General features: G+C 43.3%; 19 protein-coding genes. 13 read left to right on the plus strand and 6 right to left on the minus strand.

Features of this window, described 5'->3' with window-relative positions; genetic code table 11:
• Window positions 1-13 precede the first annotated feature (13 nt).
• Entirely contained in the window at window positions 14-688 is a 675-nt protein-coding gene (locus Q0625_RS06785; protein WP_298824928.1) for a hypothetical protein, read from the plus strand.
• Window positions 689-754: 66 nt separating this feature from the next.
• Here Q0625_RS06785 and Q0625_RS06790 read toward each other — a convergent pair whose 3' ends face one another.
• Complete coding sequence (locus Q0625_RS06790) at window positions 755-1,507, minus strand: superoxide dismutase (RefSeq protein WP_298824931.1); 753 nt, start codon at window positions 1,505-1,507, stop codon at window positions 755-757.
• Between the two features lie 152 nt (window positions 1,508-1,659).
• Between Q0625_RS06790 and Q0625_RS06795 the strand changes: the two genes are divergently transcribed.
• A complete protein-coding gene (locus Q0625_RS06795; protein WP_298824937.1) occupies window positions 1,660-3,426 on the plus strand; it encodes an alpha-amylase family glycosyl hydrolase in 1,767 nt (588 codons plus the stop codon).
• 142 nt (window positions 3,427-3,568) lie between these two features.
• On the opposite strand, the gene Q0625_RS06800 is transcribed toward Q0625_RS06795, so the two are convergent.
• Window positions 3,569-5,812, minus strand: a complete 2,244-nt coding sequence (locus Q0625_RS06800; protein ID WP_298824940.1) for a nitric-oxide reductase large subunit — start codon at window positions 5,810-5,812, stop codon at window positions 3,569-3,571.
• 351 nt (window positions 5,813-6,163) lie between these two features.
• Between Q0625_RS06800 and Q0625_RS06805 the strand changes: the two genes are divergently transcribed.
• The 5 genes from Q0625_RS06805 (at window position 6,164) to Q0625_RS06825 (ending at window position 13,899) form a co-directional block, all read left to right on the plus strand.
• Entirely contained in the window at window positions 6,164-8,134 is a 1,971-nt protein-coding gene (locus Q0625_RS06805; RefSeq protein ID WP_298824944.1) for an alpha-amylase family glycosyl hydrolase, read from the plus strand.
• 23 nt (window positions 8,135-8,157) lie between these two features.
• Entirely contained in the window at window positions 8,158-9,276 is a 1,119-nt protein-coding gene (locus Q0625_RS06810; protein WP_298824947.1) for a hypothetical protein, read from the plus strand.
• A 78-nt stretch (window positions 9,277-9,354) separates the two neighbouring features.
• Window positions 9,355-11,319 (plus strand): glycogen debranching enzyme N-terminal domain-containing protein, encoded by a 1,965-nt coding sequence (locus tag Q0625_RS06815; protein WP_298824984.1) that lies wholly within the window; start codon window positions 9,355-9,357, stop codon window positions 11,317-11,319.
• A gap of 8 nt (window positions 11,320-11,327) precedes the next feature.
• Window positions 11,328-12,617 (plus strand): glycosyltransferase family 4 protein, encoded by a 1,290-nt coding sequence (locus tag Q0625_RS06820; RefSeq protein ID WP_298824950.1) that lies wholly within the window; start codon window positions 11,328-11,330, stop codon window positions 12,615-12,617.
• Between the two features lie 85 nt (window positions 12,618-12,702).
• On the plus strand, window positions 12,703-13,899 hold the full coding sequence (locus Q0625_RS06825; RefSeq protein WP_298824953.1) for a glycoside hydrolase family 57 protein: 1,197 nt from the start codon (window positions 12,703-12,705) through the stop codon (window positions 13,897-13,899).
• Window positions 13,900-13,956: 57 nt separating this feature from the next.
• Here Q0625_RS06825 and Q0625_RS06830 read toward each other — a convergent pair whose 3' ends face one another.
• The 3 genes from Q0625_RS06830 to Q0625_RS06840 are packed head-to-tail and all read right to left on the minus strand — an operon-like array spanning window position 13,957 to window position 17,864.
• The gene (locus Q0625_RS06830) at window positions 13,957-15,615 is read right to left on the minus strand and encodes an MBOAT family O-acyltransferase (RefSeq protein WP_298824956.1); all 1,659 of its coding nucleotides are present in this window, start codon (window positions 15,613-15,615) and stop codon (window positions 13,957-13,959) included.
• A gap of 21 nt (window positions 15,616-15,636) precedes the next feature.
• A complete protein-coding gene (locus Q0625_RS06835) occupies window positions 15,637-16,182 on the minus strand; it encodes a hypothetical protein (RefSeq protein WP_298824959.1) in 546 nt (181 codons plus the stop codon).
• An 8-nt stretch (window positions 16,183-16,190) separates the two neighbouring features.
• Window positions 16,191-17,864, minus strand: coding sequence for a DUF1444 family protein (locus Q0625_RS06840; RefSeq protein WP_298824962.1), 1,674 nt, complete (start codon window positions 17,862-17,864; stop codon window positions 16,191-16,193).
• Window positions 17,865-18,187: 323 nt separating this feature from the next.
• Here Q0625_RS06840 and Q0625_RS06845 point away from each other — a divergent pair, with 323 nt between their 5' ends.
• Entirely contained in the window at window positions 18,188-20,335 is a 2,148-nt protein-coding gene (locus tag Q0625_RS06845) for a S46 family peptidase (RefSeq protein ID WP_298824965.1), read from the plus strand.
• 11 nt (window positions 20,336-20,346) lie between these two features.
• Complete coding sequence (locus Q0625_RS06850) at window positions 20,347-20,997, plus strand: O-methyltransferase (RefSeq protein WP_298824967.1); 651 nt, start codon at window positions 20,347-20,349, stop codon at window positions 20,995-20,997.
• Between the two features lie 25 nt (window positions 20,998-21,022).
• On the opposite strand, the gene Q0625_RS06855 is transcribed toward Q0625_RS06850, so the two are convergent.
• Complete coding sequence (locus Q0625_RS06855) at window positions 21,023-23,392, minus strand: hypothetical protein (RefSeq protein ID WP_298824970.1); 2,370 nt, start codon at window positions 23,390-23,392, stop codon at window positions 21,023-21,025.
• Between the two features lie 223 nt (window positions 23,393-23,615).
• On the opposite strand from Q0625_RS06855, the gene Q0625_RS06860 reads away from it, so the two are divergent.
• The 4 genes from Q0625_RS06860 to Q0625_RS06875 all read left to right on the plus strand — a co-directional run.
• On the plus strand, window positions 23,616-24,101 hold the full coding sequence (locus Q0625_RS06860) for a helix-turn-helix domain-containing protein (RefSeq protein ID WP_298824973.1): 486 nt from the start codon (window positions 23,616-23,618) through the stop codon (window positions 24,099-24,101).
• On the plus strand, window positions 24,088-25,272 hold the full coding sequence (locus Q0625_RS06865; protein WP_298824976.1) for a Bcr/CflA family multidrug efflux MFS transporter: 1,185 nt from the start codon (window positions 24,088-24,090) through the stop codon (window positions 25,270-25,272). Before Q0625_RS06860 ends, Q0625_RS06865 begins: the two co-directional genes overlap by 14 nt.
• Before the next feature lie 134 nt (window positions 25,273-25,406).
• Window positions 25,407-25,718 (plus strand): hypothetical protein, encoded by a 312-nt coding sequence (locus Q0625_RS06870; protein WP_298824979.1) that lies wholly within the window; start codon window positions 25,407-25,409, stop codon window positions 25,716-25,718.
• A 7-nt stretch (window positions 25,719-25,725) separates the two neighbouring features.
• A partial coding sequence (locus Q0625_RS06875; protein ID WP_298824982.1) for an efflux RND transporter periplasmic adaptor subunit occupies window positions 25,726-26,368 on the plus strand: 643 nt, incomplete at its 3' end.

A 26,368-nucleotide genomic window follows, 5' to 3' on the forward strand; every position in this document is an offset into this window, starting at 1 on the left:
GTAACAAAATAGAATGCAATCTGTCTTTAAGAAAATACTCCTTATTTCCTTATTATTTACGGGGAATCTGTATGCTCAGAAAGAACTTTTCTGGGGAGAAATAGCGCACCATTCATCTGTTTTTAGTAGAATAGATGAATACAAGGCCGTATTTCTCCCTTCTAATTCATGGGAGACTTGCCAGCGAGTGCATTATCTTCAGGGGGCGGACAGTGCTTCTCTTATGGAAATACATAAGGGAAAGCGTCCTGCGCCCTCTTCCTATCTCTGTCCGAACTATATAGCGGTACATCTGAGTACATTTCTACAAGGCGGTTCCTTGCTTGTTCCCAAGGATGTATTGGACAAATACGGTCGAGCACTTATAGGACGTCCTGATAATACACTCTTTATTATATCCAAAGAGCAGATGGATTGTCTTTTAGAAGAGGCAGATGGTTCTATTGACCGGATAGAAGCTGCCTTGGGAGTTCCAGATGGATATTGGGCAGGGCGAATCATTTGCCGTATAGATATTCCACATCCAGAGAATTTTCATATAAGAATGCCCTCAGGCAATGAACAAGGGGTCAATGCTCTTTGGCTACCAGGGGGCTATCTGTGGCAGGGCTATCGGGAGGCTATTATTGATCGTGTTCCCGAAGGTGCCTATGTAGAAACAGTTATAAAGGTAAAAGATAAAAAGTAAAAGGTAAAACCAAGTGGATACTTGGAAATACCTTTTACTTTTTGTTCATATACTCGCTTGTGCGACCTATTTTTTACTTTGTTCGAACTTTTCCGCTACTTTGTCCCAGTTGATAACATTGAAGAAAGCATCAATATATTTAGGACGTTGGTTTTGGTATTTTAGGTAGTAAGCGTGTTCCCATACATCCAAAGCAAGGATAGGAGTTCCTTGTATAGGCATATTGGGCATAAGAGGGTTGTCTTGGTTAGGAGTGTCGCCTATATGTAGTTTGCCATCTTGACCAACCACAAGCCATGCCCAACCTGAACCAAATTGCTTAGCGGCAGCATCAGCAAACTGGTTTTTGAAGTTCTCAAATGAACCGAAGTCAGCATTGATTTGCTCCAATAGCTTGCCTTGAGGCGTAGTTTTCTTAGGAGTCATTATTTCCCAGAAAAGTGTGTGGTTGTAGTAACCTCCTGCATTGTTGCGAACAGCCTTGTTATTCAAATCCAAAGAAGAGAGAATCTGTTCTATGCTTTGGCTCTCAAGGGCAGTACCAGCGATCGCTTTGTTTAGGTTGTTGGTATAAGCCAAATAGTGCTTAGAATAGTGGATAGACATGGTACGCCCATCTATGTAAGGTTCTAAGTCACTGTAACCATAGGCAAGACCAGAGAGTTGGAATTTGCCTTGGGCTTTTACCTCGCTTGGATTGCCCCAATTTTCTTGTGCAACCGCTTGTTTTACAGTTTCTTGAGCAGCAGATTGTGCTGTCTTTGGACAATGGCAGGAAGCAACCGCCGCCAATATCCCTGGTAGAATGATTTTTTTCATTTTATAATGGATTAAGTAAGAGGAAATAATGTCGGGTGGGTTAGAAGAATTCTGGGGCAAAGATACAAAAAAAGAGAAGAATGAAAAGTAAAAAGTAAAAAACATTAACAAATAAAGACTAACCACTAAAAACTAAAAACTAACAACTGATAATGAAAGTAGTTATCTATCAAGTACTCGTACGTCTTTTTGGAAATACCTGTACACATAATGTTCCTTATGGAACAAAGGAAGAAAATGGCATAGGGAAGTTTTCCGACTTCACGGATGCTGCCTTGGAAGGTATCAAGCAGCTGGGGACTACCCATATCTGGCTTACGGGAGTACTCCATCATGCTTTGGTGGGGGATTATATCCATATAGGTATTCCCAATGATATCCCTTACTTGGTCAAGGGGCGTGCAGGCTCTCCTTATGCTATAAAGGACTACTATAATGTCAATCCTGACTTGGCCGACGATCCTACCAAGCGTTTGGAAGAGTTTGTCGCTTTAGTCGAGCGTATCCACCAGCATGGATTGAAAGTGATGATAGATATAGTACCCAATCATGTGGCACGTTGCTATCACTCTATTAGCAATCCTAAGGGAGTAGAAGGCTTCGGGGTGCAGGACAATATCCAAGTAGGTTATGCGAGGGATAATAATTTTTATTATAATATAGGGGAACTTCTTACCCTGCCAGCCTCCTCCATAGACTATATACCTGAGGAACCTGCCCTAAGAGAGTTACTACTTACGCCCTATAAGGAATATCCGGCTAAGTGGACGGGTAATAGTCGTAGCAGCAGCCCTGCCCTGACCGATTGGTATGAGACGGTCAAGCTCAACTATGGAGTGGCTCCCGATGGGAGAAAGGACTTTGATAGTCTTCCTCCAGAATTTGCCCGCTGGGATACGGGGACACACTATGCTTTTTGGCGTAGTAGGGTAGTGCCTAATACTTGGCAGAAATTCAAGGAAATTGTCTCCTTTTGGCTCTCCCTAGGGGTGGATGGCTTTCGTTATGATATGGCCGAGATGGTACCTGTGGAGTTTTGGAGTTATCTGAATTCCTTTATCAAGAGCATTCGTTCCGATGCTTTCCTATTGGCTGAGATCTATAATACTGATAACTATCGTGATTACTTGCATATAGGTAAGATGGATGCGCTCTATAATAAGGTAGGACTGTATGATACCCTGCGCGATATTATCTGCTATGAACATTCCACCGATAGGATAGACTGGACACAGGACACCCTTTCAGATATTTGGCCGCAGATGCTTCATTTTATGGAAAACCACGATGAGCAACGTATCGTTAGTGAGGGCTTTGCTCACGATCCCCGATATGCCTTGCCTGCGATGGCGGTAAGCGCTCACCTTAATGAGGCTTCGGTGATGGTCTATTTTGGTCAGGAAGTAGGGGAGGCGGCACGAGAGAATGCAGGTTTTGGCTCGCCTACTCGTACCTCTATTTTTGATTATATAGGAGTACCTGCCCATCAGCATTGGGTCAATGGCAAGCGCTATGATGGGGGCGCACTTACCCCTGAAGAGGTTGCCCTAAGGGAGTATTATTGCCGATTGCTCAACCTGCCTATAGTAGGGGCTTTCCGTAATATACATCAATATAACCGAGCATATACCCCTTATTATAATGACAAGGTCTATAGCTTTGTTCGCGAAACAGTACAAGAAAAATGGCTTGTCATCGCAAATTTTAGTAAGCGGGACGGTTTTGGCTTCGAACTACAAATACCCCCTGAACTGCTCTCCACATGGGATTTGCCTGATGGCACTTATCCCTTGACAGACGAACTCTATGGAGAAGTACAAACTCATTTCCACCGCACAGATAGTTATGGTCGTATGCGTGTGGATATAGCTCCCTTGCAAACACTGTTCTTTAAACTAGAAGTTAAAAGTGAAAAATGAAAAGTAAAGCCAGCGAATACTTGGAGCTGGGTATGTGGGTGAAAAGCGAGGAATGAGAAGAGCAAATAAAAAATGACCAATGACAAATCCTATTAGGACGTTGTCATTGGTCATTAGTCACTAGTAATTGGTCACTATGTTATTACCGTTCTTCTTTCAAAGACCATCCTGTTTTTAAGCCTATGATGAAATAAACAAGGAGTAATTCGCCGAAGGCTAGAAGCAAGTCTCCTGGTACGCGTAGCCAACGAATAGTTTGCATAAGGTCGGTTTGCATAAACTCTACCGATCGAGCTGACCAATAGCCATGGTGTATGGCCTCAATAGCTTGCATGATACCAATAGGCAAGATGCTGACAGTGATCATTACCAAAAGACCAATGTTGATGAGCCAGAAAGCCCAACCAATAAGCTTGTCATTCCAGTGACGATCCGGATACAAGCCTCTGAGGACAAAGAGAATCAACCCAATCCCCAAGATACCATAGACACCAAAGAGCGCAGCATGGCCGTGAACGGCAGTGGTATTAAGCCCTTGGATATAATAGAGGGCGATAGGTGGATTGATGGCAAAACCGAAGATACCAGCTCCTAAGAAGTTCCAAAAGCACATAGCGATAAAGCAGTAGATAGGCCACTTATATGCCTTGATCCATGGGGTAGTACGGGAGAGCTTGTAGTTGTGGTAAGCCTCGAAACCGATTAGTACCAAAGGAACAATCTCCATAGCACTGAAGGTAGCTCCTAAGGCCAACACTCCGGTAGGAGTTGCGCTGAAATATAAGTGGTGGAATGTACCCAAAATACCTCCCGCCAAAAAGACAATGGTAGAGAAGAGTACCGATACGCTGGCAACCTTGATACGCAAAAGACCTAGACGAGAGAAGAGGAAGGCAGCCACTACAGTAGCGAATACTTCAAAGAATCCTTCTACCCAAAGATGCACTACCCACCAACGCCAGTATTCGGCCACAGCCATATGTGTTTGTCTCCCATACATAAGCCCAGCCCCGTAGAAAGCAGCAATAGCTACAGAAGAAAGCACAAAAAGCAGTAGCAGATGTCGGCTTTCGTCTTTGCGTTTGAGCGCAGGAATAAGCGCTCTTACCATAAGGAAAAGCCAGAGGAAAAGCCCTACAAGGAGTAATATCTGCCAGAAACGACCTAGCTCCAAGTATTCATAGCCTTGGTGTCCAAAGTAGAAGTTTTCCACTAAGCCCAATTTCTGCATTACACCGAACCATTGACCTGCTAGGGAGCCTAATACGACAATCAGCAAGGCGATGAAGAGGATATTCACCCCTAATTTCTGTCCCTTAGGTTCGTGTCCTGATACAGCAGGGGCAATATACAAGCCAGTAGCGAGCCAAGAGGTAGCAATCCAGAAGATAGCCAGCTGCACATGCCAGCTTCGCGAAATAGCCTGAGGCAGTACCAAGTCAAGTGGAATTCCGAAGAAGCCTTCGCCTTCTACCCCATAGTGAGCGGTGATAACTCCGGCAAGCATCTGTACGAGGATGAGTAGGGAAACGATCCATATATACTTAAGGGTTGCACGCATGGAAGGAGTAGGTTTCATCTCACGCATAGGATCTTGAGCAGGCAGATGTTCACTTTCCTCTTCTTCCTTGTTATAAGCATGATAGAAAACTAAGATACCTACCCCGAAGAGTAGCATCAGTACACTGAAGCCAGACCACATTTGTAGGGAAGTAGAGGCTACATTGCCTACTAAGGGGTCGTATGGCCAGTTATTGGTATAAGTAACCTCGTCCCCAGGGCGGTTGGTACTACATACCCAAGTACTCCAAGTGAAGAAAGCATTCATTTGGTGCATACGTTGGGGGTCTTTGATAGCGTTGCGAGGAATTGCATAGCTCTTACGAGTAGATTCCATAGAAGGGTCGTCCATGAAGAGCTTACTGTAATAAGCCGCCATTTGTCGGCTTGCCTCAGCTCTTTCAGGAGAGAAGGTAATAGTACCAGTAGTTTCATCAAAGGTATTGGTACGAAGTTCCTTTTTGAGTTGTACTTGGTATTTTGCCTGTTCCTCTTCAGAAAGATCTTGGTAGTGCTTGCCGTCCTTTTGCGCAAGCAAGTCAAGTAGAATAAGGGATTCACGATGCAGGTAGTCAGCATTCCAGTCGGGTGCTATATAGGCGCCATGCCCCCAGATACTACCCACTGTCTGTCCTCCCATGGACTGCCATACATTCTGGCCATCCTTGATATCCTGTCCTTCGTAAAGCACTTGTCCGTCAGAGGTTACAATCTTAGAAGGAAAATCAGGAGCTGTACGGTAGATTTCTGTTCCGTAGAGAATCAGTACAAGGAACGAGGCAGCTACCGTCGCCCCTAGCCAAATCCATAATTTTTTAGCGGTCATATAAATATATTTCTTCAGGGCACAAAGATAAAAAGATATTTTTATCCTTTATAATACTTCTTGGAATATTTATTAACAAGATAGGAAATAGTATTTTATAGATAGAATTGATGGAGTAAACAAATCTTCTGTTTTCCTTGTTTTTTACCGTGAAAAAACGTACATTTGGGGTGTTGAGAAACAAAAGTAATGAGATGGCGGTTTTCTGCTTATCTTCTTGTTTTTTTTGAAACTTTTCTTTTTCAATATCTGTTAAAAAGGGAAATTTTAGGTACAAAAATAACATATTCTTATGACTTAAAGTCATTTTTTTTTGCTATTTTTACAGCCTAAATCATAAAAGCTTTTGCCATGCTGTATGATAATGATTTTCTTTTACTTCCATATAAGGGCATTATAGAGGAAAGACATCGTTTGTACCAAGAAAAAGCGCGTCTTTTGCAAGGAGGAGCGCCACGCCTCTCGGACAATTGTAACTCACACCTCTATTATGGGTTGCACTTTACAGAGGGGCAGTGGAAGTTAAGGGAGTGGGCTCCCAACACTTCGGCTATGTATTTGCTCTTTGAGGGAAATAGTTGGCAGAAAAATCAGCATTATGCCTTTCAGCGGGTTAGTGAGGAGAATTGGGAATTATCCTTGCCTGCTCAGGAGCTTTCTCATGGTATGCTATACAAGCTTTTAGTAGAGTGGAATGGGGGGAGTGGAGAGCGCTTGCCCTCACATACGACAAGGGCAGTACAGGATCCTTATACAAAGGTCTTTACTGCACAGGTATGGCAGCCGCCTGTTTCTTATCAGTGGCAACATTCGCGTCCTAAGGGGGGAGAGGCTCCGCTGATATATGAGGCACATATAGGTATGTCCACAGAACAGCAGAAGGTGAGTACCTTTGTTGAGTTTCGCCTCTTCGTACTCCCACGTATTGCCCAGCTTGGTTACAACACCCTACAACTGATGGCTATACAGGAACATCCTTATTATGGTTCTTTTGGTTATCAAGTATCTAATTTCTTCGCCGTAAGTTCTCGCTTTGGTACTCCTGAGGAGCTTAAGGAGCTGATAGATGCAGCGCATGGTTTGGGTATAAGGGTCGTCTTGGATATAGTACATTCGCACTCAGTGAGCAATGAAGCAGAAGGATTGAGTCATTTTGACGGTACAGATTACCTCTATTTTCACCGGGGAGAAAGAGGACAGCATCCTGCATGGAACTCTCGTTGTTTTGATTATGGTAAAGGACAGGTGTTGAACTTTCTGCTTTCCAACTGTAAGTATTGGTTAGAGGAATATCAGTTTGATGGTTTTCGTTTTGATGGGGTGACTAGTATGATTTATTACGATCATGGATTGGGTAAAGCCTTTACCGAGTATAGTTTTTATTATGACGGCAATGAAGATACTGATGCCTTGACCTATTTGGCTTTGGCGAACCAAGTGGTACATGAGGTGTACCCTGAGGCACTGACCATAGCTGAAGAGATGAGTGGTATGCCTGGGCTGGCTTCTCCTATAAGTGAAGGGGGCTTAGGCTTTGATTATAAGATGAGTATGGGTATTCCCGATTATTGGATTAAGCTCTTGGAGGACGTTCCTGATCCCCAGTGGCATGTAGGGGATATCTATTATGAGCTAACCAACAAGCGCGCAGAGGAGCGTACTATAAGCTATGCAGAGAGTCACGACCAAGCCTTGGTGGGGGATAAGACCATTTTCTTTCGCCTCACGGACAAAGAGATTTATACAGGTATGAGTGTCTTTGATCATAGTCTTGTGATAGACCGAGCTATGGCTTTGCATAAGATGATACGCCTTCTGACCATAGCCACTGCTGGTGGGGGGTATCTGAACTTTATGGGCAATGAATGGGGACACCCCGAATGGATTGATTTTCCTCGTGAAGGCAATGGCGGAAGCTATGCCCATGCCCGCCGTATGTGGAGCCTTTTGGATGATAGCTCCTTGAAATTCAAGTATCTCAATGCCTTTGATAGGGCAATGATTCATTTTGTCAAGCAAACGAATCTCTTGGACTATGAACCTCATATATTGGTCAGAGATATAGAACGACAGCTCTTAGCCTTTGAGCGCGGCGGCTATCTGTTTGTCTTTAGCTTTAACCCAGATAAGGCCTTTGTGGATTATCAGTTTGAGGTAGCTGCAGGTAAATATACCTATGTGCTCTGCACCGATAGTGATTGCTATGGCGGACAAGGGCTTATCAATGAACAAACGGAACATTTCACTCAATATACAGGAGGGGAAAACTTGATTTCTCTCTATATACCGCCTCGTATAGGAATCGTATTGAGAAGTGAATAGCGAAAAGTAAATAGTGAAAAACAATGAAAGCTTGGGGTTGTATTTTTATCCTTTTGGTATGTTTCTCAGCTTGTAAGAATACCTCTTCCAAGCAAGAGGGTATGGATACCTCAGCACAGAATACTTTAAAGGATTCACGTTATGATAGTATTGTTCCTTCTGGTGAAAACTTGCATAATATGCCACCAGAGGTGAGAAAGTACTATTTACACAAAGATAGCCTTTTTGTCCGTGAAAAAGATACGTTCCATTGCAAGGAATATCATTCTTATTTTGATGCTCAGGGGCATACAAAGCGTATCGTTTTCTATGAAAAAAATATGGAATATGCCAAGCCTTTTATGGAGTATTGGTATCATGATAATGGACAAATAAGTGATAAAACTTATTATTTCACCCAGAGAGATAGTATCATCTATGATATAGATACCGTAAAGTGTAATGAACTGCATATAGTCTATGATCAGATGGGACATGTGATAGCCAGAGGCTGTCAAGGTACCGCAGCCAATGAGGATATCAATACAGGAATGAGTGTAGGAACTTGGTATTATTATAAGGATGGAAAACTGGTGAAAGAAGAATACTACCACAATGGCTCCTTTGGAAAGGATTACATCATTCATTTTTTATATAAGACAAAATATACCAAAGAAATTATTGTTACCAATAATTTTCAACTATATGAGAATGATTCTGTAGTGCTTTACCCCAAGAAAGTAGCAGGAAAATCCTCTAATAAGGGTGAATTATTTGATGTCCTTACTAGTGCTAAGCGAAGAAAACAGCTCAAGGATGATCAATTGTTGCTGCTTACCAAGAAAAATGCTCCTTATGAGCAGTCTTCGGGGGATTACAAGGAGTGTAAAGGTTGGTCTATCCCTGAAAAGACAATAAAGTATGTAATGAAGCATTCTCGATCGATGGATTTTCGTGAGTTGCATGATATGTTTGGTGTATTTCCTTGTGTGGTTGCAGGGGTGCTTATTTATAAGGAGGAACCCTATTTCTATAGCATGAATGCAGGTGGCTGGTGGGAACTTACCCAAGGGGAGAAATACCTGATGATGGGCTATTACGGAGATGATGCCATAAAGCGAGGCTTTATCGATGGGGTCTATGACTGGAGCAAGGTGGAGTGAATAATGAAAAACGAAAAGAGAATAGTGAATAACTATTTTATAACCTAACTTAAAATTCAAAACTCAAAACTAAAAATGATGTCTCTAAGTTTCAAGCAGCGTGATTTGGTGAATTTGGAATTTGCCTTACAGAGGGAGTTTCTCGGCACCAACCGAGAAGGGGGCTATCTCTCCACTACCCTTAACTTTTGTAATACGAGTCGTTATCACGGACTTCTCGTAATTCCTATAGATAATTTCTTAGGGCGTAACCACTTGTTACTTTCCTCCTTGGACGAGACTATTATCGTCAATGACAAGGAGTTCAACTTTAGTATTCATGAGTATCCCGATACCTTTTCCCCTAAGGGTCATAAGTATATTATCGAATCTGAGTTGAACAAGTATTATTCCATAACCTATCAGGTAGCAGGGGTGAGCCTAAGGAAGGACATCATGATGCTCCACAAGCAGCCACAGGTACTCATTCGCTATACGCTGCTTTCAGGACCTGAATCGGTACGCCTGAGACTGAAACCTTTCTTGGCTTTCCGCGATATTCACCAGTTGTGCAAGGAAAATCCAGAGGCCGATACCCACTACAAGCGGGTGCCCCAAGGAGTAGCTATGAAACTCTATGAAGGCTTTCCTACCTTATACATGCAGCTGAGTGAGGAGCAGACCTACAAGCATGATCCTCATTGGTACAAGAATATACAGTACAGCAAGGACAAAGCCCGTGGTAGTGATTATCAAGAGGACTTGCTCGTTCCTGGTGAGTTTGAGCTAGATCTCACCCTGAATAAGCCCTTAGTTTTTTCTGCCTCCACAACAGAGGAGAAATCCGGCGAACTGGTAGGGGATTTTGACAAGGCTGCTCAAGAGCGTGCCCCACGCGATACTTTTGAACACTGCTTGCAATATGCCGCCAATCAGTTTGTGATTGAGAAACTGAACGAGACCCGTATCAAGGCGGGCTACCCTTGGCATCTTTCCTATGGGCGTAATACTTTCCTCTCGCTAGCAGGGATCGCCATTGCCACAGGCAATACAGCTCTTTTTGAGAAGGTGATTACCTCCATGTTGGCTTACCAAAAAGGCGGACTTTTCCCCCGCCTTATCAGTAGCCATGCTGCCCCTGAGTTCAACTCCGACGGCTCCTTGTGGTTCTTCTGGACACTCCAGCAATATGAGCGTTGGGCAGCCGTCCCCAAAGAACTCTTGTGGGATAAGTATGCAACGGCTCTCACTCAAGTATTGGAAGCTTATCGTGATGGTCGTACTTTCCCACAGGTAAGCATGCGGGAGAATAAGCTCATCTATAACCAAAGGTATCACCGTCCACTCACTTGGATGAATGGCACCATAGCAGGTAAGCCTGTGCTAGAGCGCAATGGCTATGTGGTAGAGGTCAATGCCCTGTGGTATAATGCGGTATGCTATGCACTTGCCTTGGCAGAAGCTGCCAAAGACCATAATTTCATAGAAGCGTGGAGGGACTACCCTGCCGAGATTGCTGAGCACTTCCTTTCCACTTTCTGGAATGAACGCTTAGGCTACTTAGCGGATAGTGTGGATCAGGACAGACAAGACCTTTCGGTACGCCCTAACCAGCTCATCACCTGTGCTTTGGATTACAGCCCACTGAAGGAAACACAGAAGAAGCAGATTATTGATTTGGTAGAGGATAAACTCTTGACAGAGCGAGGTCTGCGTACCTTGGCCCCTGATGACAAACACTATCGTGGGCGTTGCGAAGGCTCTATGGGCGAGCAGGAAGAGGCGAGCTATCAGGGAGGCACACATACTTGGCTTTTGAGTTTCTATATAGAAAGTTGCCTAAAGCTCTACGGAGCTGACTTCGTGCCCAAGGCGGAGGAACTCCTTTCCAAGGACAGCGAAGATATGAAAAACTACGGCATAGGTCTGCTCTCTGAGTTCTATGACGGTAACCCACCCTATTCTGGACATGGCTGTATCTCTCAGGCACGCAATGTAGCTGAGATTGTACGAGCAGTCTATCTGATGAATAGTTATAAGGAAGAAAATTCACCCAAAAAATAATACCCTATATGAAAAAGTTGAAAGTACTTATGTTCGGTTGGGAGTTCCCCCCTCATATAAGTGGAGGCTTGGGAACCGCCTGCCTTGGGCTTACCAAGGGCTTAGCCAAGAATGATGTCGAAGTACTCTTTGTAATGCCTAGAGCCTCAGGAGATGAAGATCCCGAAGCGGCAAAAATCATCAATGCCAGTGAGGAAGAAATGCTCCAACCCTATACCCTTTCCGATAATTACCTAGAACATATCCAATTCATGGAGATTGGTTCCTCCTTACGCCCTTATCTTTCCCCAGAGGTTTTTGCCTCCTATTGGCAAGAAGAGCGCAACCGACAGGAACACACCACCCATAACACCAGAAATACTTTCAAATTCTCTGGTAAGTATGGGGATAACCTCCTTGAGGAAGTCTATCGTTATGCCTTGGTAGCGGGAACTGTGGCCAGTAAGTATGATTTTGATATCATACATGCTCATGACTGGCTTACCTATCAGGCGGGACTTATCGCCAAGCGTATTAGTGGAAAGCCCTTGGTAGTGCATGTACATGCTACCGAATATGACCGTGGAGGCGAATACAACCGAAATACCATCGTCTATGATATCGAAAGAAATGGAATGGAAGGCGCTGACCATGTGATTACGGTAAGTGATTGGACTCGTAATATAGTCATAGAAAAATATGGTATCCCTGCCCATAAGGTGAGCACGGTGCACAATGCAGTGGATTTCTCTGACGAAGATCTAGATCTACCCCCTCGTACCCTTAACCAGAAGATTGTTACTTTCTTAGGGCGTATAACCCTCCAAAAAGGTCCTGAGTACTTCATAGAAGCGGCAGCCAAGGTACACAAGATGTGTCCTGATGTACACTTTGTGATGGCTGGCAATGGGGATAAGATGACCCCTTCTGTAAGGCGTGTAGCACAGCTTAAGCTCGGTGGACACTTCCATTTCACAGGCTTCTTGCGCGGGGACGATGTACAGCGTATGTTCCGTTATAGTGATGTGTATGTGATGCCTTCCGTATCTGAACCTTTTGGTATCTCTCCCCTAGAGGCTATGCGCTGTGGGGTACCTACTATTATCTCTAAGCAATCAGGGGTGTCGGAGGTACTGGAACACGCCATTAAGGTGGATTACTGGGATGTAAATGCCTTGGCCGATGCTATCTATGGGCTTATTGCTTATCCGAAACTCTCCAAAGCCCTTAAGAGAGAAGGACTCGCTGAGGTTAATACCCTAAAGTGGGAATTTGCCGCTAGTAAGCTCAAAAATATTTACCAGCAAGTGCTATATTGAGTACTATTTATTTGGTAAAATAAGGGAAAAAACGTATATTTGTAGGTGCCTTTGTGCGCCATGACCTCCTTAAATTAAGAAAACCATGAAAGCAATATGTTTCTATTTTGAAGTTCATCACCCCGAACAACTTCGTCAATACCATTTTTTCGACATAGGTAAGCAGCATGATTATTTTGACTACTACCGCAACCGTACAGAGATAGAGCAATTAGCTCGTGATTGCTATCTTCCTGCCAATGAGATTTTGTTAGAGCTTATCGATCACTACAAGGGCAGGTTCAAGGTAGCCTTCTCCCTCTCAGGGAGTGCTATAGAACTCTTGGAGCTACACGCTCCTGAGGTGATTCACAGTTTCCAAGCCTTAGCCAAAACCGGACAAGTGGAGTTCCTTTGTGAGCCTTATGCACACTCGCTCTCTTCCCTCTCTAGTGATACTACTGAGTTCGAAAGAGACGTTAAGCGACATGCGCAACGTATAGAAGAACTTTTTGGGCAGACCCCTGTAACTTTCCGCAATACCTCCTTGATCTATTCCGATAGCATAGGGGAGCGTATCGCACGCTTGGGCTTCCGTACCATACTCACCGAAGGAGCTAAACATATTTTGGGTTGGCGCAATCCTAACTTTGTTCATCATCACCCAGTGGATGAAAAGGTAAAAATACTGCTTAAAAACGCTAAATTGAGTGATGATATCTCCTTGCGCTTCTCCTCAAGAGATTGGAATGAATATCCGCTTACAGCTCAGAAGTATGCCCATTGGCTTAAGGATAGCCTCCGCGATAGTGATGTAGTGAATCTCTTTATGCACTATCAGGCTTTTGGTAAGTACAATACGCCTGATTCGGGTATCTTTGATTTCTTGCGTTATTTGCCACAATATGTCTTGGATGATCCTCAGTATGCATTCCTAACTCCCAAAGAAGTGGTAGCAACTTTCGTGCCCAAAGAAGCGATCTATGTGCCTAATCCTATCTCATGGACAGATGAAGAACGTGATATCACCTCATGGCTCGGTAATGAACTGCAGGAAAATGCCTTTGAAGAACTCTTTGCCCTAAGTGCCAAAGTAGAGGCTACTGGTGATGAGGGATTATTGCGTACTTACAGCCGTTTGCAGTGTAGCAATCACTTCAATTATATGAGTACTAAGTTTATTCCCATAGAGCAACGCCTTAAGAAAGTATCTCCTTACGCATCTCCTTATGATGCATATATCAATTATATGAATGTGCTGAGTGATTTCACCTTGGAAGTGGATAAAGCACTGAAAAAGTGATTAGTAATTAGTGGTTAGTGGTTAGTTCCAAGATGACTAATCACTAACCACTAATTACTAAAATTGGAAGTAGATAAACGCGGGTGATTCGTTGGAGAAGGTTTGATAACAGATAACTGCTACCACCACCACAATAAGGGCTTTTACCCAGATAGGACTTTGGTAATAAGCATTTTCTATTTTGTCCTTAAGGGATTGGGGAAGCCAATGCACTACATAGCCCAGAGTCATGACAGCAAAAGCATCTCTGAAGTACCATAGTACCTGCCCGCTACTTGCCCAGTCCATATTATTCCATAGTTGTCCATAGAATTGGTTAATGCGCTCCATATCTTCTCCACGGAAATAGAGGCGAACAAAGACAATAAATATAAAAGTGGAAAAGACTTTCCAAAAATGGGCAAGCCAATGAGTGGAATGTTCGTAAGGGCTTACCTTGCGCCAGAGTTTGTAGAAGACAATTCCCAAACCATTAATCCCTCCCCATAGAATATATTTCCATGAAGCGCCATGCCACAACCCTCCCAATACCATGGTGAGCATAAGGTTGATATTGGTGGTGATATAGTGCTGAAAACGCTCATTCTTCATTGCCAAGAGGGTACCTCCTAGGAGCAATATCCCCACAATAAGCGAGAAATAAGGGTTCCCCACTCCAATGAGAGCAACCGAAACAAGAGCCAAGGCAATAGTTACTGAAGCCCAAGAGCCTGTGCGATTTCCTCCCAAAGGAATATATAAGTAATCCTTCAGCCAAGTAGAAAGGGAGATATGCCAACGCTTCCAGAAATCCCCTGTATTGATAGCCTTATACGGCGAATTGAAGTTGCGTGGCAGCTCAAAGCCCATAAGCAGTGCCAGTCCTATTGCAATATCGGTATAACCAGCAAAGTCACCATATACTTGTAGGGAATAGCCTATCAGTGCCATAAGGTTGGTAAAGCCTGAATACATGGTTGGCATCTCAAAGACCCTATCTAAGAACTCCACGGCTATAAAGTTGGCAAAAAGCATCTTCTTGATAAGTCCCTTGAATATAAAGTAAGTTGCCTTGTTGAAATCCGCTTGGGTGATTTGGGTAGGTCGCAGTATCTGGGGGACAAACTCCTCCGCACGCACAATAGGCCCTGCCACGAGTTGAGGGAAAAAGGTTACATACAGCCCGAAATCCAAGATAGAATCCAAGGCTTTGAGCTTGCGCCTATAGATATCCACCGTATAGCTAATCGTTTGGAAAGTATAGAAAGAAATCCCAACAGGAAGTACAATCTCATCTACTGAGAAATAGCCCTTATTATGGAAGCCATTGCCCCAGTAGGCCAAGTAGTTGAATACCTTATGATCTGTATGGAAAATGGTGTTGTAGGACTCTGTGAAGAAATAGGCGTACTTGAAGTAGCTCAATACAAATAAGTTGAGGGTAACACTCAGCGTTACAAAGAGTTTTCGCCTGCTCTCATTCTCACTCCTATCTATCTGTCGACCAAAGTAAAAATCTGTCACTGTACTGAATATCAGTAGCATGACGAACAAACCACTGGTCTTATAGTAGAAGAAACAACTTACTAAGAAAAGGAATAGATTACGTATAAAAATTCGCTTATAGACAAAGGCAAACCCTGTATATACGATAATAAAAAATATCCAAAAGCCCATTTGGGTAAAATCTAATGGGTATTTTTTGGAAAATTCAAAAAGATCGTATATCCATTCCATTCTTAATCAGCTAAATAAGTATTATAACCCTATGACTATCCCCACCTCAGGAAAAAGGCCAGAGGAGAAAATACTTTTATTTTTGTCATACAATACATTGTAGGTGAGACCTAACCTTAGGTATGAACGTCCCCCCAAGTATTGCATATACCCCCCTCCTAAGTACAGAGCGGATTCTTCCGTCTTGTAGGTTATTCTAGTACTTTTGGACTTTGTACTAACGAAATAATGTTGGAAGGATCCATTTACATACAAATAGCGACCTATATAGTAGGTTAGCGAAGGGCCTAAGCCTAAGATATTATACTTGGCATAGTCTGTATCTTGGTAGGTATAGTTTACTGAAAAGGCTGCCTCAAGGTCGTTGGTAATTTTGTAGCCTATACGGGGAGCTAAGGATAAGCCCCATTGGTATTTCCCAAAGGTAAAGCCTACATCTCCTCCTAAGGTGAAGTTATCAAAGAAATTATTCTTTTTTTGGTTTTCGGGCAAAAGAATATTACCCCCGTCCTGTGCTTGACAGGCGAGACTCACTAGGGAGACTATCAAAAAGAGTAGTTTTTTCATATTTATGCTTACAAAGGAATAAGAGAGTTACCTTTTATCTCGAAGAGCTTGTCTGAGATAGGGATATTGTTCTCTACATAGGCTTGGGCTACCCTATGGCGGATCCAGTTCATATCAGCAGGGTTGGCACTACCTGTGATAAGCAGTACATTGTTGGAAGGGACCCCTACTATAATGGTTCCTTCTACAGGGATATTATCTTTAGACCAGAGGTCGGAAACTACCAAGAAACTGGCTTCGAACTTACCATCGGCTACGATAGTATAGCGACTACCTTCTTCATCTACACCTACTTCTATTTGGTTGATAAGGTTCTGTACCGCGAGCGACTTAAGGGCAAGCATATCCAGTCTTAGGCTCTTCAAATCACCCAAAGTAAGACTTATCTTCTCATCGCGTACAAGGTATATCACACCCAATTCACTATTGATGTTTTCATATAGCAAGTCAGGAGTTTCTGCTTTGAGTTCTTCTATGAAGGCAGTGGTTCTCACCAGTGGGAATATCTCCTCTCTTTTGATAACAATGCCTCCTACTACAGCTTCCTCCATCTCTTCGTCTTCTGTATGGTTGGTCCCTAGGATAGGAGCAGAGGCAGGTCTTGCCACTTCGGCTGGTTTTTCCTTAGGAGTTGCTGGTTTTTCCTCTTTTGGTTTTTCTTCTTTGGTGAAGGCATCCACATCGGGGAAGTGTGGTGCTTTTTCTTCTTTTTCCACAGGTTTAGGTTCTTCCTTCGCCACAGGTGCTTCCACAGGTTTTTCCTCTGGCTTGGGTTGTTCTTTAGCTGCAGGAGCCTCTATAGGTTTTTCTTCTACTTTAGGTTGTTCCTTCACTGGTGGTGCCTTAGGAGCTTCCTCCTTAGCCTTCGCAGGTTCTGGCTTAGGCGGCTGTGCAGGAGGCGGTGTGGTGATAATCACAGGCTCTTCTGCCTTGGCGGTTTCTTTCGGTTTTTCAGGCTGTGGTTTTGGTTTCTGTTTAGGAATAGTCTCTAGGATAGAGCTCGCGTATTTCTCTATGATTTCACTCAGGTAGAAATCACTGCGGTGCATGTATTCGGCATAGGCATTGTCAAGGAAGCTAGTGATGAGCTGTCCAGGCTCACTCTTGAGCATCCATTCTATTTCCAAACCTTTGGTTTTTCTTACTTGTACATTGGGATTCTTAGTTACCAAGCGTTCTGCGAAGAGGCGGGTGAAGTCGGCCACATACTGTATGCTCATACCTATCTTATCCACTAATTCGCGCATCTCAAGGCTGTAAGGGTCTTTGTGGCGTAGGATAAGTTCGGTGATGATAGCTTTGTCATCAAACTTTTTAGCACAAGTGAAGTGGTACTCTACCTCGTCATAAGTGCGGAAAGTCTTGCTGATGTAGCGTTCGTTAGCAGTGGTCTCATCAAGTGCGGTGAAACCATCTCTTTCATATTCCTTGAAGAACTCGCCTTTGAGTCGTTCAAAGAAGGCTTTGGTAATCTCTCCTTTGATAGGTTCTTCGGAACTCATCACAGTTAGGTTAGCCCTATCATCTTCAGATTTAGCTAAAAAACGGTCAGTATTAGTTACTTCCCAATCGCTAGGAATGAGAATAGTAGAAATAGGATCCAACCAATATCTTTTATAAGTTATTGATTTTAAGTCTGTTTCGTCAAATTTTTTCTTCTTAAATAAATCTAATAATCCCATTTTTCTTTCTGTTTTTTCCAAAGGCAAATATATAAACTTCTTTTGTAATGATGAAATATTCGCAAAGAAAAATTATCTTTTGGGAATTTTTAACGGTAAATTTTTATAACTAAAAGATTTTCAGCTGATTAGCCGATTGATCGATTAGCTAATTTGCTAATTCTAATTTACTCATTGGTACATCAGCTTATCAGCACATTGACTAATTGTCTCTTTGACCCATCAGCATTATGGTCTAATTGGTAAATTGACTCATTATCCCATTGTCTAATTACCAAATTATCCTTATCTTTGCGCTTTATTAATTCCTAAAAACCTAACGAATGAGAAAAGTTATTTTTTCCTCTCTGATTTCTTTGTTGCTCTTGTTGCCTTCACTGGTGAGAGCCGATGAGGGTATGTGGTTCCTTATGTTTCTCAAGCGATTGAATGAACGCGACATGCAGAAACAAGGCTTACAGCTTACCGCTGAAGAGATTTACAGTATCAACAACAACAGTCTTAAGAATGCTATTGTGCAGTTCAACGGAAGCTGTACCGCTAGTATAATCTCTCCTGAAGGATTGGTCATTACCAATCACCACTGTGGCTATGGGTCAATTGCAGATCTTTCTACTGCTCAGCACAACTACCTTCGCGATGGCTATTGGGCAAAAACCAAAGCTGATGAGCTACCTCCTAAGCGACTTTTTGTGCGTTTCTTTGTGCGCATGGACAATGTTACCGATCGTATGCTCGCTGTAGTGAATCCTTCTATGAGTGAGAAAGAGCGTGAGGCTGCCCTTAACCAAGAGATTGCCAAAATCCAAAAAGAAAACGATGAGGGAGGTAAGTACGTGGTTTCTGTACGTTCTTTCTTCCAAGGAAATGAATTCTACTACTTTGTATATCAGGATTTCAAGGATGTACGTTTAGTGGGTACTCCTCCTGAAAATGTGGGAAAATTCGGAGGTGATACCGACAACTGGGAGTGGCCACGCCATACAGGTGATTTCTCTGTTTTCCGCGTATATACCGATAAAGATGGAAATCCTGCGGAATACTCGCCTAATAATATCCCGATGAAATCTCAAAAATACCTCAATGTAAGCCTCAAAGGGGTACAAGAGAAGGATTTTGCTATGATCTTGGGCTACCCAGGTCGTACCAACCGTTGGGTGCCTTCCTATTGGGTAGACCAACAGGTGAAGTATGGTTATCCTGCTTGGGTAGAAGCCTCCAAAACAGCTATGGATGCTATGAAAAAACACATGGATGCGGACAATGGAGTACGTCTCAAGTATGCCTCTGCTTATGCGAGCTTGGCTAACTACTGGAAAAATCGCCAAGGAATGATAGATGCGCTTACCGCTCACAAGACCGCTGAACTTAAGCGCAAGGCGGAAAAGAAATTTGCCAAATGGGCAGCTAAGGAAGCAAACAAAGCGGAATATGGCTCCGTATTGGAAGACCTTTCTTCCTACTTTGCTAAGACCAACCAACAAGCAGCTAACCAAAACTACTTGCTTATATTCTTCAGAGCAAGCCAAATTGCCTCTCAGGTGAATCCTTTGGTAAAACAGCTCTCTAGTTACCTTGCTTCCTCTTCCGATGCTGAGAAGGCACAGATCAAGGAACGTATAACACAAGGTCTTTATAACTATTATAACCAAACCTACCTCCCAGCTGAGATAGACCTCTTTGCGGATAACTTAAAGCTCTATGCCGATAAGTCTACCGATATTCCTGAAGAGTTGAACAAAATCAAGTCTCAGTATAATGGAGATTTCCGCCGATATGCGGCCGATGTTTTCGCTGGCAGTATCTTCACCACTAAGGAGAATTTGGACAGATTCTTCCAAAATCCAAGCCAAGAGGCACTTGACAATGACCCATTGGCTCGTATAGGTAAGGTATTGGTAGATAAGTATTATAGCAGTGAAAACGAGCAGTTGAAGGATACTTACCAAAAAGCTTTCCGCAAATATGTAAAAGGAATGCGTGACTCTAAGGTGAGCCTTATCCTCTATCCTGATGCCAATTCTACCTTGCGCCTTACCTACGGTAGTGTGAAGTCTCTTCCTAAGGACAAGCGCAATTACGATGCCAAGAAGAATTACTATACAACTTTCAAAACCATGTTGGATAAGTACAAACCAGGGGATGCAGAATTTGACATGCCTGCGAAGTTTATGGAGATGTATCAGAAAGGTGATTTTGGACGTTACTTGGACAAAGACGGTACTATGCATGTGAATTTCCTTACTAATAACGATATCACAGGGGGTAACTCTGGTTCGCCTGTACTCAATGGCAAGGGAGAGCTGATCGGCTTGGCATTTGATGGAAATATAGAAGCTATGGCAGGGGATGTGATTTTTGACAAAAAACTCCAACGTACCATAGTGGTAGATATTCGCTATGTGCTTTGGTGTATAGATACTTATGCGGGCGCCAAGCATGTGGTAGATGAAATGACTATAATGCAATAACACGAGCAACTATGCACTTTCTTTCAGAAGACTTGGAGCGTTATGCTGAGCAACATAGCCAGCAGGAGCCACCGCTACTGGCGGCTCTTACTCGTGAGACACACTTGCGCATCTTGCAGCCGCGTATGCTTAGCGGTCACCTGCAAGGACGGTTCTTGAGCTTGCTCTCTCGGCTACTTGCTCCAACGTATATAGTGGAAATAGGTACCTTTACAGGTTATGCGACCCTCTGCTTGGCAGAGGGTCTCATCCCTTCTGGTCGTCTGCATACCATAGAGGCAAATGAGGAATATGAGGAGATTCAGAACAAGTATTTCGGGCAGAGTCCTTATAGGGAGCAGATTATACAACACTTTGCCCCAGCTCTTGAGGTACTACCTACCTTGCCCGATGGAATTGATATGGTTTTTATTGATGCCGATAAGAAGAATTACCTCAATTATTTTGAGGTGGTGCTGCCCAAGATGCGCCCAGGAGGGGTAATCCTCTCCGACAATGTGCTCTGGAGTGGTAAGGTGGTGGAACCTGTTAAGGACAGTGATAAGCATACCCAAATCCTTATGGAGTATAACAAGCGCTTGGCAACCGATCCACGCCTAGAGACGGTACTACTGCCTATACGCGATGGACTGACACTTTCTATAGTGAAAAATGAAAAGTGAAGAGTGAAAAGCGCCACCCTGTCGTTCACTCTTCACTTACCACTGTTACTGTGTTCTTCTCCTTTAAAAAGGTCAGTAGCAGTTTGCCGTTCTCCTGAGTGACATCAGCTTGGGAGAGTGCAAAAATAGGAAAATGAGGATAGATCTCCCCTTGTGTATTGATAAGGTAGAGCTGATGGTTCTGCTCATCAAGCACCAAGATGACCAGCCCCTTGGGCGTTGCTACCAAGCGAGGGCGTGAATAGTCAGCATAGGGGAGCTCTATCTTTTTTTGGTTGATACGCAGGGTATTACCACTAAGTATGACTTGCGTGTCTCCCAGTACATCAAAGTAATGTCCTTCTCCCACGCCTAGACTCTCTTGGCGTAAGCCCCCATTGCTGTCTATATAGTATTGCTTGCCATCCTTGGTGGTAAAGGTGATGTAGTCCTTATAAGCACGTATAGGATTGTCAGAGAAAGCAAAGGTTTGGCTTAGCGGAATACGTACAGTACCATTGCGGTGTAGGATACTAAGGTGATTGTCTGCCTTTGGGAAGACGATAAAGTCCTTACCTGCTAAGCGCATGTGCTGAGGAGTAGCCTTAATCCCTACTGGGACAAGTTCTCCCTCAAAGCCCTTAATCTCTTCCCCTTTTCTGTCTTTAAGGCGGATACGATAGAAGTCACATATCACAAAGCGATAATCCTTATTGTTATCATAGTCAAAGATTTGCAAGGGTAGCAGAGGGTTCTTGTATGAATGACAGAAAGGCATCACCTCCTTGCCATTGCGATCTATCACATAGGACGAGTATTGGGTATTGAAAGCCAATTGTAAGAAACCATTACGGAAGAGATCCACTTGATAGATATCCCCTACAATAGGGCTGTCAAGTCGTTTTTTCCAGAGGATTTTTCCGTCATGTCCTATAAGGTAGAGTTGATTATCCGTATCTTGTATAACCACTTCACGCTCTCCTGTACGGTGATTGGTGACAAAACGGGGGAGGGTATGGGCGTCTTTGTCAAGAATGATTTGGAAACGCTCTTGTAGGGGAGCACTTCCCTCTTGGCTATCTACATGTGGGGTGTCTGAATCAGCAAGAGCAGTCTCTCCTTTGTCAGCGGTAGTGGTGAGGGTCAGTTGGTAAAAATCCTCCTGGGGACTTATTTGCAGAGAGGCATAGCCATAGCGAGCGGCTAAGGCAGGGTATTTCTTGGCAAAGGCACTATGCTCAGATAGATTTTCTATGGCTACAAAGGCAGTTTGGCTGTTGCTCTTCTCCTCCAAGATTCCAAAACGGCGTTGATCGGTAAGGCTCTGCTTGAGTTGGATTGTATTGATAAGCTGCTGAAGAGCTTCCTTCTTTTGGGCAAAGATAAGATCTTCCTCATGCTTATAGATATACTTAGGGGCAAGCTCATGACCAAAGATAGCAAAAAAGGACTGTACATCCGAGAGTTCCTCTATCTGGTAGAGGGAGACACCTTGGAAGGTCTCTGTTTTGAGAATGGTAAAGTATCGTAACGTTTCGCTAGGGTTCTCACTGTGTAGTGTTGCCAATGAATCTCCCGCAAAGGAGAAGAAAGCCACAGAAGAGATATCAGGTTGAAAATCAAAATAAAACTCAGCAGGAATTAGTGCCTCATCAAAAGCAAAAGCCTCAATATTGTTAGCTGTTTGTGGGATGACAAGGGCACTCTCAAGGGTGTTTTTCTTGGGTTGGGTCAGTGGTAGTTGGGCAATGCTATCGGAAGGGTGCAAGCTGGAACCACTTAGGCGGAGCGTTTGTTTTTCTAAGAAAATATCCCAAGCAGTCCAATCCCCTATTTGTTCTACTAATTTTGGAGAAAAGATACCTCCAACAAACTCCTTGTTTTTCTTAGGGGAGAGGAACATATTGGCGGGGACATCCTCGCTGGTGGTTTTCGCAAGTTTGTAGAAACTTTCATGAGTAGCCGTAGCAGTCTCTTCCTCTTCTTCTGTAAGGAAGCTAAGGTCTTTGAGGGAACCGATCAGGAGCTTGTGGTCTTGGCAAAGGTAGTACCACTTTTTATTCTCTAAGGTGATTGAGTCCAATTGACCTAAGGTAGGTGCTTTCCAGGGGCTAAGAGAATCCTGCTCTGGTAGCCTACAACTTAGGTATACCCCCTCATGAGTATAAGCTACCCAGATATCTTTATCCATAGGTAAGGATCTAAGTAAGTTCTGCACATTGCCATTAGGGTAATACTTAAAATACTCCTTCCAAAAATCATGATTAATGGTTTGACTTACAAACTGGTCTTTCTGCTGGATATGTAGCAGCATAGAAGGTTCTTTACTTAATAGCACCTCCACTGAACTATGTGTATTGCCTCCCTTGGAACATCCTACCAAAAGGGCTAAGAGGATATATATAGATAAACGCATAAGATAATTGTCAATGTAGCCGAATCACTGACCACAAATAATAAAATTGGGCAAAAATAATAAATATTGAACATCTTTCCAAATAAATAGTAAGCGAATGAGTTAATGGAAAAGACACAGATAAGTAAACTAACAATATTAACAAAATTTTGTGTATTTAGTTCGCAAATGATAGAACTAAATAACTATCTTTGCACCCAGATTAAGTGAAGAACGAAAAATTATGAAAGAACGGCTTGTCTTGCTTGAGATGATGGGGGAACTCTTCCGCCGCATGCATCACCTTTCCCCTATGGCTGCCAAAATCCTCTCAGTGTTGGCTATAGAAGGCTGTGTGCATGGGCTTACCTTTGAGGATCTCATAGAGCGATTGGGGGTTAGTAAGAGTGCTCTTTCTACCAATATCCACTTGCTATTGGACAAGGAGCTAATCTATTATGAGACCAAAGAGGGAAAACGTCGCAAATACTTTAAGTCTTTCCCTTTTAATAAGCGTTTTGAAGGATTTTTGGAGTTGATTCGTTATGAGAAAGATTTTACGATGCGCTTTCAGCAGTATATGAAGGCACAGAATGAGAATGAACACCTTTTTACGGAGGAAAGAATACATAAGTTGGGGTTATTCTTGGATTATCTTAACCAAATAGAACACCTCACCCAAGATTTTTTGAAAAAACTAAAACAAGAAGAAATAAGTGAAAAACCATAGCACCGATATCCTATTTATCCTCATCTTGGGGTTGCTCTCTATGCTCACTCCTTTGGCGATAGATATGTACTTGCCATCCTTTGGGGCGATAGCCTCGGACTTACACGTCTCCAAGGAGCGCATCCAGACGACCTTAGCCCTCTTTACCATGGGCTTTGCCGTAGGTCAGTTGCTCTGGGGGCCGCTCTCGGATAGTTATGGTCGCAAGCCTACTATTATTGTAGGGGTGATCGTAGCGGCAGTGATTGCCTTGTGGCTTACACAGGTGGGGGAATTATATCATTTTTATATATTGCGCTTTTTGCAAGGCTTTTTTGGTTCTGCCCCTGCTGTGGTTGCAGGAGCCTTACTCAGAGACCTTTTCAATAAGGAAGCCTTCTCCAAGATGATTTCCATGGTGATGCTTGTAACGATGGTGGCGCCTCTGGTAGCTCCTATTTTGGGAGGGTATATAGCTGATTGGTTTCATTGGCAGGCCATTTTTTACCTATTGACAGTATTGGGACTGCTCGCTGCCCTTTTGGTATGGCTACGCATCCCAGAGTCTTTGCCCAAAGAGCGACGTATTCCCTTGGATATCATAGGGGTATTGCGTAATTATCGCACAGTAGCTACCAATAAAAGGGTCATTGGCTATATCTTTACCAATGCCTTCTCCTATTCAGGAATGTTCTGTTTCTTGACCTCAGGCTCGCTGGTTTATACAGGGGTGTATGGAGTAGCACCACAGCATTTTGGATACTTTTTTATCCTTAATATAGGGGTGATGATGGTGGCCACTTTCCTTTCGGGGCGTTTTGTAGGTCGCTTAGGAACAGAGCGTATCTTACGTATAGGGCTTGGTATACAGCTCGTTGCAGGCTTATGGTTGGCACTCTGTGCTATTTTCCGTCTTGGTCTTTGGCCTACCGCGATAGGGGTTGCTTTCTATGTGGGTATGGTATCAGTGGTATCGAGCAATGCCAATGCGGCTGTTTTGGAGCTATTCCCTCGCACGGCAGGTACCGCTAACTCACTTATAGGGATGTTCCGCTTTGCTACGGGCGCAGTGATTGGGGCTATCTTAGCACTGTTCTCAGCAGATACAGAATACCCCATGCTCTTTTCAATAACCTTGTGTATCCTTATTTCAGTAGGAACATATAAGTTATTAGTGAAAAGTGAAAAGTGATAAGTGAAAAACCTCACACGCTGGCGCGAGCTGCAAGCTCGTGCCTACTATGAACAGAGCTTGCAGCTCTTTTACAAGAAGCTAAAAGCTCCCTCAGCGAAAAATAGAAATTAATATTAACAACTAATAAGAAAATGAATAAATTTGTATTAATCATTGTAGGTTTTATATTATTTTCTTGTAAGACCATACAGAAGCAAGAGGTACAGAGAGATACTGATACCCTTATCGTGCTCTATGAAGTAGGGACACCAGTAACTCCTCTGAAGGAAGCATTTGCTAAATATGGGGCAGAAATTCTATATGAGTATAAGAATCTGAATGGATTTGCTATCAAAATTCCTAAAGAAAAGTCTTTAGAAGAAGCGAAGGCTCATTTTGCCCAACTAAAGGGAGTCCTTAGCGTAGAAAAAGATGAAAAAATAGAAATCAATATTAACAACTAACAAAAAAATGAATAAAGTTTTAATTTTTTCAAGTATTGCCCTCTTTGCAGTAGGGTGTAAGAATGGCAACCAACAAGCCTCAGGTGCTATGATGGGGGCAGGTGCTCCTAAGGAGTTGCCAGTGATTACCGTAGAGGAGCAGCGTACAACGGCTAACCTCTCTTTCCCTGTCAATATAGAAGGAGTCGTGAATAGCCCTGTACAGGCGAAAATCTCTGGCTATATCACTAAGGTATTGGTGGATGAAGGTCAAGCTGTCTCCCAAGGGCAGCCTATGTTCCAGCTCGAGACACAGACCCTCAACCAGTCAGCCGCCTCAGCTAAGGCTCAAGTCGAAGTGGCTCAGGTAGAGGTTAATAAGATTCGTCCCCTAGTGGAGAAGAACATTGTGAGCAAGGTACAACTCGAAACAGCTATGGCCAATCTGCAACGCGCTCAAGCTGCCTATAACGAAATCGCAAGCAATATAGGTTTCGCGGTAGTTAAAGCGCCTGTAAGTGGCGTGGTAGGGGCTATCTCTTACCGTGAGGGAGCCTTGGTAACAGCCAACAACACCGTGCTTACTACGGTCTCTGATGTGAAAGATGTATATGCTTATTTCTCTATGAACGAAAAGGATTACCTTTCTTTCCTTGCACAAACTAAAGGGG

It is taken from the genome of uncultured Capnocytophaga sp. (assembly GCF_938029845.1).
Classification (GTDB): domain Bacteria; phylum Bacteroidota; class Bacteroidia; order Flavobacteriales; family Flavobacteriaceae; genus Capnocytophaga.

Excerpts from the sequence above, each read along its gene's own strand:
- Q0625_RS06785 (WP_298824928.1), top strand. The coding sequence starts at position 14 with ATGCAATCTGTCTTTAAGAAAATACTCCTTATTTCCTTATTATTTACG.
- Q0625_RS06790 (WP_298824931.1), bottom strand. The coding sequence starts at position 1,507 with ATGAAAAAAATCATTCTACCAGGGATATTGGCGGCGGTTGCTTCCTGC.
- Q0625_RS06795 (WP_298824937.1), top strand. The coding sequence starts at position 1,660 with ATGAAAGTAGTTATCTATCAAGTACTCGTACGTCTTTTTGGAAATACC.
- Q0625_RS06800 (WP_298824940.1), bottom strand. The coding sequence starts at position 5,812 with ATGACCGCTAAAAAATTATGGATTTGGCTAGGGGCGACGGTAGCTGCC.
- Q0625_RS06805 (WP_298824944.1), top strand. The coding sequence starts at position 6,164 with ATGCTGTATGATAATGATTTTCTTTTACTTCCATATAAGGGCATTATA.
- Q0625_RS06810 (WP_298824947.1), top strand. The coding sequence starts at position 8,158 with ATGAAAGCTTGGGGTTGTATTTTTATCCTTTTGGTATGTTTCTCAGCT.
- Q0625_RS06815 (WP_298824984.1), top strand. The coding sequence starts at position 9,355 with ATGTCTCTAAGTTTCAAGCAGCGTGATTTGGTGAATTTGGAATTTGCC.
- Q0625_RS06820 (WP_298824950.1), top strand. The coding sequence starts at position 11,328 with ATGAAAAAGTTGAAAGTACTTATGTTCGGTTGGGAGTTCCCCCCTCAT.
- Q0625_RS06825 (WP_298824953.1), top strand. The coding sequence starts at position 12,703 with ATGAAAGCAATATGTTTCTATTTTGAAGTTCATCACCCCGAACAACTT.
- Q0625_RS06830 (WP_298824956.1), bottom strand. The coding sequence starts at position 15,615 with ATGGAATGGATATACGATCTTTTTGAATTTTCCAAAAAATACCCATTA.
- Q0625_RS06835 (WP_298824959.1), bottom strand. The coding sequence starts at position 16,182 with ATGAAAAAACTACTCTTTTTGATAGTCTCCCTAGTGAGTCTCGCCTGT.
- Q0625_RS06840 (WP_298824962.1), bottom strand. The coding sequence starts at position 17,864 with ATGGGATTATTAGATTTATTTAAGAAGAAAAAATTTGACGAAACAGAC.
- Q0625_RS06845 (WP_298824965.1), top strand. The coding sequence starts at position 18,188 with ATGAGAAAAGTTATTTTTTCCTCTCTGATTTCTTTGTTGCTCTTGTTG.
- Q0625_RS06850 (WP_298824967.1), top strand. The coding sequence starts at position 20,347 with ATGCACTTTCTTTCAGAAGACTTGGAGCGTTATGCTGAGCAACATAGC.
- Q0625_RS06855 (WP_298824970.1), bottom strand. The coding sequence starts at position 23,392 with ATGCGTTTATCTATATATATCCTCTTAGCCCTTTTGGTAGGATGTTCC.
- Q0625_RS06860 (WP_298824973.1), top strand. The coding sequence starts at position 23,616 with ATGAAAGAACGGCTTGTCTTGCTTGAGATGATGGGGGAACTCTTCCGC.
- Q0625_RS06870 (WP_298824979.1), top strand. The coding sequence starts at position 25,407 with ATGAATAAATTTGTATTAATCATTGTAGGTTTTATATTATTTTCTTGT.